This window comes from Thalassomonas sp. M1454 (assembly GCF_007097525.1).
In the GTDB taxonomy this organism is placed as follows: Bacteria; Pseudomonadota; Gammaproteobacteria; order Enterobacterales; family Alteromonadaceae; genus Thalassotalea_A.
In genome coordinates, this window is the sequence record NZ_VKDD01000001.1 from 300,193 (window position 1) to 318,288 (window position 18,096).

The window sequence follows — 18,096 nt, forward strand, 5'->3', positions numbered from 1 at the left end:
TTCCTTATTTTCTAGTTATTCATAGTAAGCTATATACTGGATTTTAAACAGATAGTTACTATTAAATCTAACCTAATCGCGGTTTTTTATTAGCAAAAGGTTTACAGATAGATTTGTTTAGCTATAATCACAGTTAGGGCTACTTAGCTCGTCCAAGGCAAACCTGATGAAAATCAGGGACGCAAAGTTACCGGTCTAAAGGTGGCGATTAAGTTTTTAATTAGGTTTTATTACTGATTATTTAATCAAAATCAATGACAGCGGGACTGCCGACTAAGATATAGCGGGGGCTTATCTTTATTAGCTTTCTTGTGTGACTGTTTTCTTTGCGTGCCTTGTCTTTACTTTCTTTTCGAATATTCATCAGCGTCCTTGCTAACTAAATATCTGTATCTTTAAGCTTGCTTCTTACTCTTTATATATTCACCAATTTTTTGCTCGAGCAATGACAATGGAATAGAACCATTTTTCAACACTTCATCATGAAACTCACGTAAGTCAAAATTCTCACCAAGCGTAGTTTCAGCTTCAGCCCGTAAACGCTTTATCGTTAACTCACCTAGTTTGTAAGATAGTGCTTGTGCTGGCCAAGAAATATAGCGGTCAATTTCGGTTTGTACATTATGTAAAGACAAAGCTGAGTTATTTGCTAAGAAATCCATCGCTTGTTGGCGAGACCAACCCTGTGTATGCATCCCGGTATCAACAACCAAACGCACTGCTCGCCACATCTCATAAGTTAAACGCCCGAAGTCAGAATAAGGGTCTTGGTAAAACCCTGCTTCTATTCCTAAATACTCTGAATATAAACCCCAGCCTTCACCAAATGCTGAAATATAAGTACGGTTACGAAACTCTGGTACATTTTCCATTTCTCTAGCAATACTGCCTTGTAAATGATGACCAGGCACAGCCTCATGCAGCGTAAGTGCTTCTAATACATATAAAGGACGACGATCTAAAGCGTAAGTATTTACCCAGTAATTACCTGGCTGATCATCTCGGCTAGGCCCTGAATATCTGCCGGTAGTATATTTAGGAGCAATGCTCGCAGGTACAGGGATTACGCCATATGGTGTACGCGGCAACGTTTTAAATAATTTAGGTAATTGTGCATCCATTTTTTTAGCAATATACGAAGCTTCTTTTAATAGCTGCTCAGGTGTTGTTGCATAAAATTGTGGGTCTGTACGTAAAAATTCAACAAACTCAGCAAAGCTACCTTTAAAACCAACTTGTTTAATGATTTCGTCCATTTCAGCGCGGATACGAGCAACCTCATCTAAACCAATTTGATGAATTTCAGCGGCAGTCATTTTTAACGTGGTGTAATGCTCAATTCTATTTTGGTAAAAGCTTTCGCCATTTGGTAAATCTTTGGCAGCAATGGTTTGTCTGGCATTTGGAATGTATGTATCAACCATGTAATCATAAAAGTTTTGATACATAGGATTAATGTTATCTAAGATAACTTGTTGAGCTTTTTGCTGTAAGGCGGCCTTGTCTGTATCACTAATATGTTTTGGCATTTTGTTAAATGGCGCATAAAAATCACTTTTAGTCGCATCCTTAACGATATAAGCACTAATGCTATTTTCAAAACCTTTCAATACCACCTGTGGCTGAGTAATGCCTGATTCAATGCCTTTGTTTAACCAGTAGATTTGTTGCTCAAAATAAGTATTTAGGGCTACTAGTCGTTGTAAGTATTTTTCATAATCAGCAAGGGTTTTAAATGATGATCTTGATGAGATATAGGTTATATAAGCATGAAAGCCAGCTTCCGCGGTAAGCGGAATATAGTGATCAAAATTATGATATGAGTCGATAGTGTTTTTTAATTTGTAACTTAAAATAGTCCAGTTAATCAGATTTTGCTCTGATAGTTGGCTTTTATCTAGTTGTTGTAAACGATTATAAAGTTCGGTCACCTTGCTATTATGTTGCTCTAATGCACTTGGTGACGCGTCATAATACAAGATGTTGTTGCTGTCATTAAATGGATCTAAACTATCTTGATAGCTTTGTTCGTCTTTAATAATCTGCGCTAAAATTTGATCTGCATTTTGCGCGGCTTGTTGTTCTGATTTTGGTGCACAGGCACTGATCAAAAACACGATAGCGAATACGCTAATAATTTTTTTTAACATTGGTTAATACTCTTAAGTAATATTATGTTCAATCTAAAGACTAATTGACTATTTTGCTGTGATTTCGGTATTTATCGCTAAGATCAATTGATCAATAGTAAGCTCACTAAACACCTTAATGCCGTGCTCAATTAATAGCTTTGATGTTATACCCATACCGACAATTTTATTGCCTTTAAAACTGCCATCATAAATATGGCCCGAGCCACAAGAAGGGCTAAATTCTTTCAATAGAGCATAACGTATATTATGTTCTTTACAAAGTTGCAAAGCTTGCTCAGCTCCAGAGATAAAAAACTCGCTCACATCCCTACCATGCTCATCAATAACCTTATCACCAAATTGCTCTGCTTTGGGTCTTGGCACTGGTAATCCACCGGCCATTTCTGGGCATATAACGATTAATTGTTGGTTTTGTTGCCAAGTGGAAAGTTGTGGGTGCATTATGGTTTTAACCATCCCATCATAACGCACCTTATTGCCGAGAAAGCAACTACTGATCAATATCTTAGGTTCAGTACCCGGCATGGCTTTAGTCTTCTATATCATGTTTAAATAATGACTCAAGCTCTGCTCTTCCTTGTTTGCTTAGCTTAATCATTGCCTGCATATCGAGCTGTTGATTATCTTGGTATGACTGACTTAGCAATTCTTCGTCGTGATGCTTGAATACATTAACCATGTTTTCAGCCCTTGCTTGATCAAAACCATATTCTTGTAAAACCATACGAGCGGCTTCCAAGCTACCATCAAACATTTCACGGACACTGCTATACACACCAATTTCTTTATAAGTTAGTACACTCATTCGACTCTTTGCTCGAGCTATAATTTTAATATGTGGGTAGTGCTCTCGCACAACCTTGGCAATATCAAAACCATGCTTATCTGAGTCTGCAGCAATAAACATAACCTTGGCATGTTCAAGTCCTGCAGCCTTTAAAAGTTTGAGCTGAGTGGCATCTCCAAAAAATACTTTATTACCAAACTGTTTAATAAACTCAATATGTTCGGCGTTATTATCAAGGGCGGTAAACGGAATATGGTTAGCAGTAAGAATACGACCGGTAATTTGCCCAAAGCGACCAAAACCAGCAATAACAACTTCAGGCTCAGTTACTTCTGCTTGCATATCATATTCAGGGAAAACGGCTTTACCTTGTTGTAATTTTTCATACAAAATCACTAACGGTACGGTTAATGCCATCGACAAACCAACAATTAACGTTAACTGATCAGCTAAAGCTAACGGCAATAAACCATCATTGAGTGCCGTACCAAAGATAACAAAGGCAAATTCACCACCTTGGGCTAACATTAATGCAACTTTAATTGGGTGAGTACCCGGCTGTTTATTTACAGATAACAATAAGCTCAAGATAACAGCTTTAATTAACAGTAATAAAATACAGCCACCAATAATAAGCAGAGGTTGCTCAACGAGTAGGTTTAAATCAAGTTTCATTCCTACCGCAATAAAGAACAAGCCAAGCAGTAAACCTTTAAATGGTGATATCTCAACTTCTAATTGATGTCTAAAGCTAGAGTTTGCTAATAGTATCCCCGCTAAAAACGCACCTAGCCCCATAGACAAGCCTGCTAAATACATAACTTGCGCGGTAGCTATAACAATTAATAGCGAAGCTGCTGTCATCACTTCTGAACCACCATAGCGAGACAGGACACCCAACATAGGGTTAATTAAATATCGACCTGTTAACAATACGGCAATAACAGCCAATAATGTTACCCACCAAGCAGGTGCATCAGGGTTTTGCGCACCTGATAAAGCAGTAATAATAAGTAGAATAGGAATAACGGCCAAATCTTGCATTAATAAAACCGAAAAGCCTTTTTGACCTAAAGGCGTTTTTAGAATGTTTTTCTCGGTCATCAAACCTATGGCAAATGCGGTTGACGATAGCGCTAAACCTAAACCGATAACAACAGCGATTTTCCATTGCATGTTAAACAATAAAAGAATGCCAATAATTAAGACGCTAGTGAGTAATAATTGGCCGCCACCAATAAACAGGATTTTATTACGCATGCGCAATAGTTTTTCTGGTTCAAGCTCTAAACCAATAATAAACAAAAGGAAAACAACGCCAAGCTCAGCAACATGAAGAATTTGATCAGGGTCGCTAATAAGGGCTAAAACAGAAGGTCCAATGATAACACCCGCGGCAAGATAGCCTAAGATAGCACCAAGTTTAAAACGAGTGAAAATGGGTACCGCAATAACCGCGGCAAGAAGAAAAATAATGGCTGAACTAAGATCGCCCATCAATAGGTCCTAACATATACTGAATTAGGGTAATTGTACTGCATAAAACAACCAATTAGGTATTATTTTTAACGGTTAACTATGACTACCCCAGTCATTATTAATGGCGTGCTCGTGCTTGTCTGATCCACATATAAATCCCAGACATCGACAAAATAATAATAAACAATGCCACTAAGTCCATGAACAGTACACCTAAGCTAGCAAAGAAACGCCCACTGTGAATATCAATTACAACTCGCTCCCAATTAAGGATTTGCGTGCGATATTGTTGTTGATAGTGTTGAGTTTCGGCTGTTGAAATAGTCGTTGCTTGCGACCAATGCTCTAAATGCTTATTACTTTCGTATTGTTGCCAACTGTATAGTTCGTCGTTACTTAAAAACACACCTTGGGCTGTTTTTAAATAAACATCATTTCCATCGACAAATAGAGTTTTTATGTTGCCGGGTAGGCCAGAGGCTTTATCCATTACATCAACCAGCTGCCCAGCTAAGTTGTATAATCGTAAGTTATTATCAGAGCTAATTAAAATAAATTGTTGCCAAATAGCTGCGGCTGTAATGTCATTGTCAGAAGTAAATAGTAAGGTATTGGCCAACCATACTTGCTTGCCCACCACAAATAATGCATTTTTGTTTTCAGCTAATGAGAATTTTTGCACCTGCTCCGGTGCTTCAATATTATAGTGATCGAGTATCCAATTAACGCCAACTTTAGTTCGGTCAAGGTTAAGCGAATTTCCGTGATTAATAATAATGCCGGTGACAGCTAAAAAAATCATAAAAAAGGCTAACAACATCCCTAATTGGCGATGAGTTTCACGCAAATGTTTAATCACTCGTACATGTACTGAGCGCTTGCCTTTCCTTACCATTATTAACTTCTCTTTATCAGCCTAACTATTTTATTCTGGACGCTAATGAGCTAATCGCTCTTGATCAAGCCAGAGCGCCATACGTGCTAATTTGGTTAATGCGCGTACCGACAGTGTTGCTCCGGTTATGCCGTCAATTTGTTTATCTAGTTGTTTATTATCGATTAATTTGGCATCAACAAATTGCTTAGTAAAAAAGTCGGCTTTGACTTCATCACCTCGGCTTTCACGATAAATTAGAACCTTTATTTGTTTTAGTTGTTGTTTTTCAACAACTAAACCAACTGTAATTGGTGCTTCCTTACCTATTTCTTCTAGTATCCACGCACTGCGCTCACCTTGCGGCCAGTAACGAATGCGTAAACGATTATAGTTGTGCTGAAGGATATCAGCTATTTCAGCTTTTTGCTCTTTGTTAAGCCATAGGGTTTTAGCTTTTGGTGTTGTAGAGGTAAATGCCTGAGCTACAAAATCTTCAGGTGCTTGAATCACTTGCTCGGCAAAAACAGAACTACTTACCAATAATGATAATATCAAAAAATACTTTTTCATTTAGCACCTAATTTTAATAAAGAGTTATCCACTTATGTATGGATAAATAAAACGACAAAAGTGAGCATACCATTATTCATAGTAAGCTCACTTTGCGTAGCATCAATTAATTCTAATCAATTTAGAACTGGTAACCAACACCTAAGTTGAAACCATCTACATCAACATCTTCAGAGCCTAAACCATCTTTGGTTGCGGTACCACCTGAAGCGATTTCATAATCCGCTTTCAATACTACATTTTCATGTAAGTAGTAGTTAACACCGAATGAAACTTGCTCTGTTTCAGTATCTAAATCATTACCAGCGTTGTTATCCCAAACATTGTAACGGGCAAACACACCAACTTTTTCATTAAAGCGGTACGATGGTTCAATGTAGTAACCTGTTTGCTCATCACGACCCATGCGTGCAGCTTCGTCGCCATCAATATCCCAAGTTGCGTATAATGCTTTAATAGTAAAGTTATTAATTTGGTAAACAGCATGTGCGGTTAATAATGTTGCAGATGCTTCATCAACAGTAGTGCCATCTTTAGTAACACCACCTTGAGTAATATCTTCTTGATATTGCATTGAAGCAGCAAGTTGTAAACCTGGGATTGCTGTGTAACTTACACGACCAGTAAATGCCAATGCTTCAGCTTCTGCTTCTGCAATTTTTTGACGACCTTTACGTATTAAGAATGAATCATTTACATATAAACCAGAATGAACCGCGGTATCAATCGACCAACCAGCTGCAGGTTTATAGTTTAAGTTTGCACCACCTTCCCACCACGTGGTTGGAATAATATTTTTCTCAACATTGTTACGCTCAACACCGTAAAATGTTGGTGGCTCATGAGTTTCGTTCATTAAGCCTACAGGAACTAAGAATACACCTAATTGAGTAGTAAATTGGTCATTAATGTCATGCTCAATATAAGCTTGCTCTAATTCTACTTCACCCGGCTTATCATCACCGTCACCAGATAATGCATGCTCAAGTTCAAATTCAGAGAAGAAACGGGTAGTTGAGTTAAACTCTTTACCAAAGAATAAAACGAAACGGTGGAAGTCCATTTCTTTCTTTTCGGCATCAGCACCTGATTTATTGTTATCAGTTAAGTTGTTGTAGTGTAATTCACCGTAACCACCAATAGTAACAGCATTTGAGTCACTGCCAGCTGAAGAACTATCAACAGCATCTGCTGTTGCTTCAACGCGCTGGTCCGTTTCATCTAAACGACGCTCTAAATCTTTTAAAATTTTATCTTGCTCAGCGATAATTTTACGTAATTCAGCTGTTTCTGTAGCTGTTGGTTCAGCAGCATTTACTGCTGAGGCAGCAAATAAACTTAATAAAGTAGTAGCGATTAGTGAACGCTTCATATTGACCCCGGAAATATTATTAATATTGGTTGATGTATTTTCTAACTGCGGCAATATTAAAACAACTCAAATCTAAATGCAAACCATTCTCATTTGTATTTTTGATTTAATTGCGTTTTATTTGATCTAGTGCAATATTTATATCAAAACTCAGGTCTATGGATGTAACAAATAACGCAAGGTTTATTACTTGCCCTAACAATAAGAGATTATTTTGAATAAGATTTATTTATTTTTAACTTTATTTATCACCGCGACACTAGCTACAAGCGCAACCGCGAAAAACATAGCTGAATCAGCAGAAACGGTAACCCCATTATTAGTGGGGCAAAACGTTCCCGAGGTAAAAGCTACCGATATTAATGGTAAGTCAGTACTATTGAGCGAAGTGATAAACAATAAGCCAACGATTTTATTCTTTTATCGTGGCGGCTGGTGTCCATTTTGTAATGTACAAATGGGTCAATTACAGGCAATCGAAAAAGATTTAACCGAACTGGGCTTTCAACTGATCGGCATATCTACCGACTCTGCTGCAGATTTACAAAAAAGTCTTAAAGATAAAAAGTTAACTTATACCTTATTGTCTGATTACCACTCAAATGTTAGCAGCGAATTTGGTTTAGCCTTTTTCGCATCACAAAAAGTAACCGATCGTTATTTAGCAAAGATGGATTTACAAAACCCTTTACAGAAAAATGCCGCTGGCGAACAACGCTTAGTGTTACCAGCCCCTGCTGTTTATGTGCTTGATAGTGATGGCCTAGTGCATTTTCAATACGTTAATCCAAACTACAAAGTAAGATTAGCGCCAGAATTGTTATTGCATGCAGCTAAGTTAGTTGTGGAATAGAAACTAGAAAAGTATAAAGCTAGATAGAACATATCTAGCTTCTTATGCTTATTCTAACTAACAGTTTCGTAAATGACAGGTTCGACTTCTTTAGCTTGCTCAGTAATTGCTAACATAGCTAAGTAATTTTGAGCAGCATTTTTTGCGCTTTCTTGATCGCTGGCATGAACCCGCGCAATAACATCACCTTTAGATACTTTTGTGCCTAAAGGCAATATCGCATCAAAACCAACACTGTGATCGACACTTTGCGTATTATCAACTCTGCCACCACCAAGACTAACGACCGCCAAACCGATATCTCTGGTTTGCATCGATGTTATATAACCACTTTCTTGCACCACAATATCTTGGATCACTTGCGCTTGCACCATAGATTGCCAAGGCTTATCAAATAAATCAGCTGGACCGCCTAGCGCACAAATCATCTTGGCAAAAACTTCTGCTGCTTTACCATTACTTAAGCTATTTTCAACAAGAGTACTAGCATGCTTGTTATCATTAGCTAAGTTACTATCAACTAACATAGCACAAGCTAAAGATGTAACCACTTGATGTAAACGAGGTTCGCGGTATGCTCCAGATAAATAGTCGAGTGTTTCTTTGATCTCTAAAGCATTACCTGCACTATTACCCAAAACTTGGTTCATATCGGTAATAATTGCCTGAGTTTTAACACCAGCTCCGTTAGCGACATCAACAATACTTTTGGCAAGAACTCGGGCATCAGCAATGGTATTCATTTGCGCGCCATTACCTACCTTAATATCCATAACTAAGTTATCAAGTCCGGCAGCGAGTTTTTTCGATAATATTGATGCCGTAATAAGTGGTATAGAATCAACTGTTGATGTTACATCTCTTATCGCATATAGGCGCTTATCTGCTGGTGCTAAGTTTTCTGTTTGCGCAATAATAGCCATGCCAACATCTTTTACGATCGCTTGAAATTTCTCATTAGTTGGGGTGACATTAAAACCAGTAATACTTTCTAACTTATCAACCGTGCCGCCAGTATGCCCTAAACCGCGGCCAGAAATCATAGGTACATAACCACCATTAGCTGCAACAATAGCTGCCAACATAAAGCTAACCTTATCGCCAACACCACCAGTTGAGTGTTTATCGACTATAGGCCCATCAATCTCAGGCCAAGACAATACAACCCCTGAATTCATCATGTGCTTGGTTAATGCAACAGTTTCATTTATGTCCATACCTTGTAAACGAATAGCCATGGCCATAGCGCCAACTTGCGCATCATTAAAACTATGGTCCACTAAACCTGTAACAAAGGCTTTTATTTGTTCGTTATCAAGTGATTTACCATCGCGTTTACAACGAATAATTTCCTGTGGCAAAAGCAGCTGTGTCATCTGTAAATTACCTTATATTCATTAGCATAAGTTTTAAGATAAATCTTTAGGTGTAAAAGCATCAGGTAATAATTGTTTAACCTGCCAATGTACAACATCACCCAAATGATTTGTTGCTGTAACAACTGCATCTTGGTTAAAGAACTCGGCAATAACTTGCCTACAAGCACCACAAGGCGGGGTAAGTTTGACTTGTTCAGTGTAGATAACAATCGTTTTAAACTCTTGCTCTCCTGCAATTACTGCTTGCGCTATACAATTACGTTCAGCACAAACCGTTAGCCCATAGGATGCATTTTCAACATTACAGCCGCTAACGATATCACCATTTTGACAAAGCGCTGCGGCACCCACAAAAAAATTACTATAAGGGGCATAGGCATTATCATAAGCTTGTTTAGCTGCACTCACTAACTGTGCATGTTGTGGGGATAAAGTAGTCAATTGAAATTCTCTAATATATTAATTTATTTAATTTTAGCAAAGTAAATAAATTTTACTTACCTAGATAACAATCTTTTACATTTCAAGGAGATAGCTAGACTCCAAGCTCACAAAATAAAAACCAAGAATTTACACCCGGTTAACATTTAACAACAAATCTCTCCTATTTATCTTGCTAGTCAGATTTTATAATGCTAATTCGTCCATAAAAGAATCAGACTAGATAAGGAGAGAATAATGAAATCTAATAATTCATCGTCATTAGCGACATTAACATTACTCGTCTTAGCCTTAATAGTTAGCATTTTATATATTCAAATTAGCACTCTTAGTGCTGATAAAACGCAATCAAGCAAGCAAGTACATGTGCAGCCTGATAGTACGATCAAACAGCAAAGCAAGCCTGGCAAAGTAAAACCTGTGACCAATAAAGAAGCAGTACCGGCAAGCAAAGACCAGGATGATTTACAATCAGATAAACAGCAATGGCAACCAGCTTTAACTATGACTAGCGATGTAGCAAAAGCTGCTGATACTGTCGCGATAGAATTACCCAATGAGCCTGTCACCAATGATGAACAGTTAAATATAACCATGGCTGAAACCGAGTTTACTAGCGATGATTTACAATTTAACCCTTACCTTGGCATTGAAGCTGATTATGCTAATTTAAGCACTTCACAAGCAGGCCAAGAGGCGATTAATGCAAAAGATGCACCTGAAGTAGAGTATAGAAAGGAAGATGAAGCCGCAGCGATTCTTTTAAATATTGTGGGCTCATATTATTTTGATAAAAATAGCTCTTTGTATGCAAAACTTGGCGTCAATGCTTGGCAAATGGATGATAATCACATTAACGCACTATCAGCCAATAGTAGTCAAACACCATCTAATTTAGCTTCTAAATCGAACATTGGAGCAGATATGTTTTACGGTATTGGTTTTAAATATGACTGGCGCTCATTTGTATTTAAGTCTGAATACAAAATCATAAATTTCAATGGAGAGCAATTTCAAACCGTTAATATTGGTGGTGAAATAAGTTTTTAATGCCATGAGCTTAACAAAGCTTGTTAAGCTCATAGTAAAGAGTTACAGCAAATTAGCCGGCGAATATTGATCGGTTAATACTCGATATTCAGTCACCTTATTGGGTTCAAAGGTTATATATTCAAACGTCTCTTCTAGATCAACACCAAAAGTAGCCAGAGGCTGTTTAAGTGCTTCTGCATTTGTTGCAATAGCTTGTTGGTCAAGTAATGATTTTCCTACCACCAACACCCTATTACCTACATTATTAGATTTTCTTATCGAATAAAAATCGCCGAATACATCATGATATGTCGCCGATTCATGGTGGTAAAGCTTACTGCTTGAAAACGTATTAGCAACTAGGATGCCATCGTCTTTTAATAAGCTTTTACTTTCTTGCAAAAATTCCTTAGTAAGTAAATGCTCAGGAATGTATTCACCATTAAACGCATCAAGAATAATTAAGTCATATTGCAGTTTTTTACGCTGAGCGCGTTTAATAAAGATACGTCCATCTTGGATATGAGTCTTAACTTTAGCGGTTTGTTTAAAGCCAAAATAATCTACCGCAACACTAACTACCGCAGGGTCTATTTCAACATTATCTATTTCAATTTCAGGATATAAATCGAGAAGGTTATTCGATAATGTGCCACCACCTAAACCAATAATAAGTACACGCTCTGGCTTGGCTTTAAATACTAAAGCAGACATAGCGAATTTAGTGTAATTAAACACCACCTTCTTTGGCTGAGATTTAAACATACACGATTGACTAGAAGTGCGGCGTTTAACCGAAAACTTTAAACAACGTTTATCGCCATCGTCTTCAACAAACACATTTTGATATAGTGAACGCTCTTCTTTAATAACCACAGGTTTAGCAGTTACTGTTTGGCTAAAAATAGCTGCAGTAAAGGCAAACAATAAAACATTAAGCTTGCGGTTGAGCAACATAACTAGCCTCCATTTTATTAACTAAAACTGCACATACACCTAAAATCATTAAGACAAAACAGTAGCTTAAAATGATTGTATCTACATTAAACCAAAGCACGAAATAAAACGATGTAGCTAAGGTACCTAACGCACTACCTAGCGTAGAAATAAAATATAATGCACCTGCAACTTTACCGCTTTCTGCTTCATTAGTTACTAATAAACGTACCGAATAAGGAGATATCATGCCTAAGATAATACTTGGAATAAAAAATAAGCCCATAGAAGCTAGTAGTGAGCCATAACGACTATCTTCAATATTATCGAAGACTAACTCTAAAATTGGTGTAGAAAAATAAGCTAGGGGTAATAAACACAAACCGGCAAAGATAAAAATAGTGCCGTAACGCTTTAACGATGGATTATGCAAAGATAAACGGCCACCAAATAAGTAACCTAAAGAAAGTGCCAACATGAAGACAGTAATAATACTACCCCAAACATGAACGCTTGAACCAAAGTAAGGAGCTAGAATACGACCGCCTAAAAGCTCTATACCCATAATGGAAAAGCCGCTGGTAAAGGCGAGAAGGTAGATAAAATAGTTATGCCATTGCTTATTCATAAATACAACTTAGAAAATAAAAAAGAATAGTTAACTTAACAGTTGTAGATAGGAGACAGCAACAAAAAAGTAACAAATATTAGTTTCTAAGGCTGATGGCCATTAACAAGATTTACGCTCTATAATTTGCGTAGGAATAAGTAAGGTACTTGGCTTTTCCCCACCAATTAATTTTAATAAGTTATCCACTAACAATCGACCGGCTAAGGCCGTATCTTGTTTGGCCGTGGTTAAAGCAGGGCTAGTAAAGCTAGCAATAGGAATATCATCGAAGCCAACCACTGCAACATCATCAGGAACTTTCAAACCATTATCTTTTAATGCGCGCAGAGCACCAATGGCAATTAAATCGGTGGCGGCAAAGATAGAGTCAAATGATACATTTCGAGCAAGCAGCTCTTTAGTTGCTAAATAACCACCTTCTTCGGTGTACATTGCATCAACTTGTAATTGCTCATCAATCTCAATGCCAACACTCTCTAACGCCTGACAATAACCTCGATAACGGTCGTATAACTCAGGAGCTCGTTGTGATGCAGTGCCGATAAACGCACAGGATTTATTGCCTTTATTTAATAAATGCTTAGTTAACAAAAAGCCGCCATTAATATTGTCACAGCCAATAGTGGCAACGGCCATGTCCTTAACTTCAGCTCCCCAGCGAATAAAATGAGTACCTTGTTCACTAAGTTGTTTCAACTTTTCTTTATAGTGGACGTAATCACCATAACCCAACAAAATAAGACCGTCGGCGCGATTGGTATCTTCATATTCTGCATGCCAATCGTTATTCATTTGCTGAAAAGATACTAACAAATCATAACCTTGCAAAGAGCAAGCTCTTGTTATGCTCGCTAGCATCGACATAAAAAATGGGTTAATTTGCGAGTCATCGATACTTTTATCTTCAAACAAAAGTAACGCAATGGTATGGCTTTGTTGGGAACGTAAATTACGAGCGTTTTTGTCAACTTTGTAGTTTAGCTCTTTCGCGATAGCTTGCACTTTAAGACGTGTTTCTTCATTCACTAGAGGGCTATTGCGCAATGCTCTAGAGACTGTAGATTGAGAAACACCAGCACGGTAGGCTATATCAAAGGAGGTCGCTTTCACTAAATACATCTGAATAATTGAGTCTTATAAAAATATTAACGCAACCGACTAGTAATGTATAGTTTTTAAAAATGCTTAAAGCCAGTCCAGCAAACGCTGAACCGGCTAATTTATCTAGGTATTAAGTTTAATCTTTAACGCGAAGTACAGTTAAGCCTGCGATAAACATTAAAACACCACCTAATACTAAGGCATATAAACTTTGTCCAGCAAACAATTCTCGCACTAGCAAACCAAGAGCACTGGCGGCCAATAACTGAGGAATAACGATAAAGAAATTGAAAATCCCCATATATACTCCCATTTTTTTCGCTGGTAACGAACTTGATAACAGCGAATACGGCACTGATAATATTGATGCCCAGGCAATACCAACACCTACCATTGAAAATAGTAGAAAATCAGGATTTTCTATGAAAACCATCGAGATCAAGCCAGCAGCACCACAGCTTAAACAAATGAAATGGGCAATTTGTCGTGAATACCTAGATGCTAGCACAGGGATTAAAAATGCGGCTAATGCGGCAAATCCATTATAAGCGGCAAATAAAACACCAACCCAATCAGCACCTGCATTATAAGCAGCGGATGAAGTGTCAGTGCTACCAAAATGATAACTAGTTACCGCTGAAGTCGTGTAAATCCACATAGCAAACAAACCAAACCATGAGAAAAATTGAGTAATAGCCAACTTACGCATGGTTTCAGGCATATGGTATAAATCATCGATCACTTCATAAAAACCATTGCTTGTTTTATTTGCTGCTTGCATATAATCAGCAGCAAACTGAATAACCGCAAAAGCAATAGCGCCAAGAGATAAAATATAAAGTTGCTTATCTAAAGCCAGTTGATGAATTGCTACCGTAGTAAACACACCTAAAGTGAGATAAGAAATAGCTTTGATTTTAAAGTTAATTTTAGTGCGGGTAACAGCCTGCGCTTCACCTTGACTATGTAATTCTTCCGCCGCCTCAAATTCAGCTAGCTGCTCAGGACTGTATTCTTTTGATCGATAAACTGTCCACATCACAGAAGCAAATAAAACCACACCACCAAAATAGAAAGAGTATTTTACTGAGTCGGCAATTTCACCTGCAGGAGCTACGTTACTAATGCCAAACCAGTTCGCTAGCATATACGGCATAGCTGAGGCGACTATAGCGCCAATGCCAATAAAGAAACTTTGCATAGCAAAACCGCTTGTACGTTGCTCGTGTGGTAAATTGTCGCCAACAAATGCTCTAAATGGTTCCATCGTTATATTGATTGACGCATCTAATATCCATAAAGCTCCAGCTGCAATCCATAGCGTTGGCGAGTTAGGCATTACAAACAAAGCAAGAGTAGTAAGTATTGCCCCAGCAAAAAAGAATGGGCGACGACGACCAAATGAATTCCACGTTTTATCGCTAAAATAACCAACAATCGGTTGCACAATCAAACCTGTCAGAGGCGCGGCTATCCACAAAATAGGAATATCATCAATTTCAGCCCCTAAAGTCTGAAAAATACGGCTTACATTGGCATTTTGTAAGGCAAAGCCAAACTGAATACCGATAAAGCCAAAACACATATTCCAAATTTGCCAGAACGATAACTGTGGTTTTTGTTTCATCTTTTTATTTCCATTATGGTTATTTTATCGCTTTAATTCGTCAGTATTATTTTACAAACACTGCGGCGCTAAATTTGTTTACACTAAAGCCTTTTGCTGTAGCTTTGTTGTTACTTGTTAATGTATCAGAGCTGGCTGCTTGTACTGGATGTAATTGATAATTTTCAGCGCCGTTATAAGCAAATTTTTGCTCTTGACCAGTGCTATTAAATACCACAATAATTTGCTCATACTTACTGCTTAAATCTGCATTTAATTTGCTGCCATCTATTTTCATCACAATCAAACCTAGGGTTTGAGCGCGGCCAGTATTTAAAAACGATACTGCACTATTTATTTGCTCGCTGGTCGTTAACCGAAAAAGCGGACTACTTGTGCGGATATTCAATAGCTCAACAAAGCGAGACTTACTAAAGGCAATATGCGCTGGTGCAACAATATCTCGCCCCTGATTTTGTTGAATGATTTTATTTATTACCTGCCAATTTTGCTGATCTTTTTCAGCAGGAGGCAAGCCAACATTATAGTTATTGCTTTGACCACTGAAATCGACCAAGTTAAACCAGTCACCATAATCGTAACTATCGCGTAAAAATGATTTAGAACGCAGTAATTCAGAACCCATATGGATAAAAGGAATACCTTGAGCAAACATAGGGTAAGATAAACTTAACGCTTGCATGCGCACTCTATCATCGGTGCTGAGGTTAGAATTTATGCGGTACTGATTGTTATCCCATAGCGTTTGATTATCATGTTTTGACACATAATTAATTGTATCGGCAGGGTCTAAAGCGTAACCGGCAGGTTGATCGCCATAAGGAATATCTTTACCTGTCACTTGCTCACCAGCAGCATTTTGCAGTGGAAATGAAGCTAAGTTACCAGCTAAACCAACACGTAAAATATCAGCCATGGCTAAATAATCAGCCTTACTATCGGCAACGCTACGTAACTCATTAGGTAAGGTAGCAAGACCATTACCTATGCCTTGTAACCTACGTATGCCATCACCTGATTCGGTCATCCCACCACCACGCACAGCATCACGAAGCCTGTCGGTAAAAGTGCCTATTTGCGTTCCACCTAATTCAAGTTGACTGGCTTGAGTAAATCTTTGGTTATTGGCAACCTCACCAAAGTTCCAACCTTCACCATAAAAGTAGTTATCGGCATCCACAGCTAATACAGCTTCTCTGGCCTTTAACATGACATCTTTCGGTTGATGGGCCATAAGGTCAAAACGAAAGCCATCAATTTTATAGTCTCTTGCCCAAACAACTAAAGAATCGGTCATCAATTTAGCCATCATAGTTCGCTCTGTGGCTGTATTATCGCAACAGGTCGATTGTTCAATTAAGCCACTTTGTGGATTTAATCTTTGGTAGTAGCCAGGTACAATTTTATCTAACACAGAGGTTCTTTTTAAGCCGGCTTGATGAGTGTGGTTATAAACCACATCCATAATCACTCTAAAGCCAAATTGATGTAACCTTTGCACCATCTGACGAAACTCAACAATACGAGCATTACCATCTGGGTTTTGCGCGTAACTTCCTTCCGGCACAGTATAATGAAATGGATCGTATCCCCAATTATAATCATCAAATTGGCGTAACTGACTCACTAACTGCTGTGCATCGCTACTTTCTGGATTATAAGAATTTAAAACATCAATTAAGAGAGTATCACCTGCTATATCTGTGCTACATAGGCTGTGCTCAGGGTAAATTTTACATAATTTAGCTTTATCATCTTGCAAGCTTACACGTTGTTCGCGATCTTCATTTACCGTACCAATATCGAAAGTAGGTAATAAATGAATATTATTCAAACCAGCTGCTTTTAGCTCTTTTAAATGCTTTACACCAAAACTGTTTGTTTCAGAAAATGCGCCGTATTTGCCACGCACACTTTCATCATTAAGTGCGGTTTCACCTGCACTAAAATCACGAATATGTAATTCATAAAAGATATTATCTTCATAATTATCTATGCTGGGGATAATCTGCTCATCCCAACCTTCAGGCTTAGTGGCGCTATGGCTAAGATCGGTTACTTGCGAAAACTCACTATTGCTCGACAAACTCAAAGAATAAGGGTCGGTGTTAATAAGCGTTTCGATTTTATTGGTTGCATTATGAAAGACTTTTATTTGATATTGATAGAAGTGCTCAAATAAATTTTTGCCAATCTGTGCTGACCAAATACCTGTACTAGTATCTTCAGTTAAAGGGTAAGTAGCTAATGCTTTTTTATGCTGATCAAAGACTAAAACCTCAACATTCATCGCCGTTGGTGCCCAAAGCTTAAACTGAGTTAACGGCCCCGCGGTCTTATTAGTAAAAGTAGCGCCTAGATCAGCGACTTGCTTAGCGCTATCACTGAAGAGAGCATCAATAACATTACCGGTTTGTACATATGAACTCTTTAAAACCTTATCTTTAGAAACCTTAGCAAGCACTAAAGCTGATTTAAGTAAGGCTTTTTTCTCGCTATCAGAGAACGTAGTAGCAAATTTAAATGCTAGCCCTTTACCTGCAAGATGTGGATATTTAATCGAATTTTCGCTACTAAATGGAGAAGTTTCCAGCAAATAACTCTTAGTTTCAGCCTGTTTATCCGCGGTAGTTGCCAGCAAATAATAAGCCGAACTTTCTGATTGAGCTTCACCATACCAAAATAAAGTGTCAGCGTTTAACCAATGCGCAGCTGAATCTGTTACCTGTTCGAAAGCACTATCTTGCAACCAAGGGGTTTCACTTTGCTTGGGAGAGCATGACATTGCAAACAAACAAAAAACGATAATTGTATATATATTGCGCATTGTAACCAACCTGTTATCGAAACGACTAATG

General features: G+C 37.9%; 15 protein-coding genes and 1 riboswitch. Of the genes, 2 read left to right on the plus strand and 13 right to left on the minus strand.

Going from position 1 to position 18,096, the window contains the following annotated elements:
• Positions 1 to 146 precede the first annotated feature (146 nt).
• Positions 147 to 274: riboswitch (cyclic di-GMP riboswitch) on the plus strand.
• A gap of 121 nt (positions 275 to 395) precedes the next feature.
• From FNN08_RS01300 to FNN08_RS01325, 6 genes are all read right to left on the minus strand, one after another.
• Positions 396 to 2,150 carry a DUF885 domain-containing protein gene (locus tag FNN08_RS01300; protein WP_143582835.1) on the minus strand — a complete coding sequence of 585 codons (1,755 nt, stop codon included), beginning with the start codon at positions 2,148 to 2,150 and terminating at the stop codon, positions 396 to 398.
• Positions 2,151 to 2,198: 48 nt separating this feature from the next.
• Positions 2,199 to 2,678, minus strand: coding sequence for a DUF523 domain-containing protein (locus tag FNN08_RS01305; protein WP_143582836.1), 480 nt, complete (start codon positions 2,676 to 2,678; stop codon positions 2,199 to 2,201).
• A 4-nt stretch (positions 2,679 to 2,682) separates the two neighbouring features.
• Entirely contained in the window at positions 2,683 to 4,437 is a 1,755-nt protein-coding gene (locus FNN08_RS01310) for a monovalent cation:proton antiporter-2 (CPA2) family protein (protein WP_143582837.1), read from the minus strand.
• A gap of 100 nt (positions 4,438 to 4,537) precedes the next feature.
• Positions 4,538 to 5,314, minus strand: coding sequence for a PepSY domain-containing protein (locus FNN08_RS01315; protein ID WP_143582838.1), 777 nt, complete (start codon positions 5,312 to 5,314; stop codon positions 4,538 to 4,540).
• Positions 5,315 to 5,356: 42 nt separating this feature from the next.
• Complete coding sequence (locus FNN08_RS01320; RefSeq protein ID WP_143582839.1) at positions 5,357 to 5,866, minus strand: FMN-binding protein; 510 nt, start codon at positions 5,864 to 5,866, stop codon at positions 5,357 to 5,359.
• A 121-nt stretch (positions 5,867 to 5,987) separates the two neighbouring features.
• Positions 5,988 to 7,238: a porin gene (locus FNN08_RS01325; RefSeq protein WP_143582840.1), complete on the minus strand. Its 1,251-nt coding sequence runs from the start codon at positions 7,236 to 7,238 to the stop codon at positions 5,988 to 5,990.
• 214 nt (positions 7,239 to 7,452) lie between these two features.
• Between FNN08_RS01325 and FNN08_RS01330 the strand changes: the two genes are divergently transcribed.
• Positions 7,453 to 8,091, plus strand: a complete 639-nt coding sequence (locus FNN08_RS01330; protein ID WP_260679252.1) for a peroxiredoxin-like family protein — start codon at positions 7,453 to 7,455, stop codon at positions 8,089 to 8,091.
• Positions 8,092 to 8,144: 53 nt separating this feature from the next.
• Here FNN08_RS01330 and deoA read toward each other — a convergent pair whose 3' ends face one another.
• Entirely contained in the window at positions 8,145 to 9,458 is a 1,314-nt protein-coding gene (deoA, locus tag FNN08_RS01335) for a thymidine phosphorylase (RefSeq protein ID WP_221931758.1), read from the minus strand.
• A gap of 42 nt (positions 9,459 to 9,500) precedes the next feature.
• A complete protein-coding gene (locus FNN08_RS01340) occupies positions 9,501 to 9,911 on the minus strand; it encodes a cytidine deaminase (RefSeq protein ID WP_143582843.1) in 411 nt (136 codons plus the stop codon).
• Positions 9,912 to 10,148: 237 nt separating this feature from the next.
• Here FNN08_RS01340 and FNN08_RS01345 point away from each other — a divergent pair, with 237 nt between their 5' ends.
• Complete coding sequence (locus FNN08_RS01345; RefSeq protein ID WP_143582844.1) at positions 10,149 to 10,961, plus strand: porin family protein; 813 nt, start codon at positions 10,149 to 10,151, stop codon at positions 10,959 to 10,961.
• A gap of 42 nt (positions 10,962 to 11,003) precedes the next feature.
• On the opposite strand, the gene FNN08_RS01350 is transcribed toward FNN08_RS01345, so the two are convergent.
• From FNN08_RS01350 to pulA, 5 genes are all read right to left on the minus strand, one after another.
• A complete protein-coding gene (locus tag FNN08_RS01350; protein ID WP_143582845.1) occupies positions 11,004 to 11,900 on the minus strand; it encodes a spermidine synthase in 897 nt (298 codons plus the stop codon).
• On the minus strand, positions 11,878 to 12,507 hold the full coding sequence (locus tag FNN08_RS01355; RefSeq protein ID WP_143582846.1) for a fused MFS/spermidine synthase: 630 nt from the start codon (positions 12,505 to 12,507) through the stop codon (positions 11,878 to 11,880). Before FNN08_RS01355 ends, FNN08_RS01350 begins: the two co-directional genes overlap by 23 nt.
• Before the next feature lie 102 nt (positions 12,508 to 12,609).
• The gene (locus FNN08_RS01360) at positions 12,610 to 13,620 is read right to left on the minus strand and encodes a LacI family DNA-binding transcriptional regulator (protein WP_260679253.1); all 1,011 of its coding nucleotides are present in this window, start codon (positions 13,618 to 13,620) and stop codon (positions 12,610 to 12,612) included.
• Positions 13,621 to 13,747: 127 nt separating this feature from the next.
• Positions 13,748 to 15,238 carry an MFS transporter gene (locus tag FNN08_RS01365; RefSeq protein WP_143582848.1) on the minus strand — a complete coding sequence of 497 codons (1,491 nt, stop codon included), beginning with the start codon at positions 15,236 to 15,238 and terminating at the stop codon, positions 13,748 to 13,750.
• A gap of 46 nt (positions 15,239 to 15,284) precedes the next feature.
• Positions 15,285 to 18,065, minus strand: a complete 2,781-nt coding sequence (pulA, locus tag FNN08_RS01370) for a pullulanase-type alpha-1,6-glucosidase (RefSeq protein ID WP_143582849.1) — start codon at positions 18,063 to 18,065, stop codon at positions 15,285 to 15,287.
• Positions 18,066 to 18,096 lie beyond the last annotated feature (31 nt).

What these genes read in the sequence shown, in the direction of transcription:
- FNN08_RS01350 (WP_143582845.1), bottom strand. Translation starts at nt 11,900, where the DNA reads ATGTTGCTCAACCGCAAGCTTAATGTTTTATTGTTTGCCTTTACTGCA.
- FNN08_RS01315 (WP_143582838.1), bottom strand. Translation starts at nt 5,314, where the DNA reads ATGGTAAGGAAAGGCAAGCGCTCAGTACATGTACGAGTGATTAAACAT.
- pulA (WP_143582849.1), bottom strand. Translation starts at nt 18,065, where the DNA reads ATGCGCAATATATATACAATTATCGTTTTTTGTTTGTTTGCAATGTCA.
- FNN08_RS01345 (WP_143582844.1), top strand. Translation starts at nt 10,149, where the DNA reads ATGAAATCTAATAATTCATCGTCATTAGCGACATTAACATTACTCGTC.
- FNN08_RS01325 (WP_143582840.1), bottom strand. Translation starts at nt 7,238, where the DNA reads ATGAAGCGTTCACTAATCGCTACTACTTTATTAAGTTTATTTGCTGCC.
- FNN08_RS01305 (WP_143582836.1), bottom strand. Translation starts at nt 2,678, where the DNA reads ATGCCGGGTACTGAACCTAAGATATTGATCAGTAGTTGCTTTCTCGGC.
- FNN08_RS01310 (WP_143582837.1), bottom strand. Translation starts at nt 4,437, where the DNA reads ATGGGCGATCTTAGTTCAGCCATTATTTTTCTTCTTGCCGCGGTTATT.
- FNN08_RS01355 (WP_143582846.1), bottom strand. Translation starts at nt 12,507, where the DNA reads ATGAATAAGCAATGGCATAACTATTTTATCTACCTTCTCGCCTTTACC.
- FNN08_RS01300 (WP_143582835.1), bottom strand. Translation starts at nt 2,150, where the DNA reads ATGTTAAAAAAAATTATTAGCGTATTCGCTATCGTGTTTTTGATCAGT.
- FNN08_RS01365 (WP_143582848.1), bottom strand. Translation starts at nt 15,238, where the DNA reads ATGAAACAAAAACCACAGTTATCGTTCTGGCAAATTTGGAATATGTGT.
- FNN08_RS01320 (WP_143582839.1), bottom strand. Translation starts at nt 5,866, where the DNA reads ATGAAAAAGTATTTTTTGATATTATCATTATTGGTAAGTAGTTCTGTT.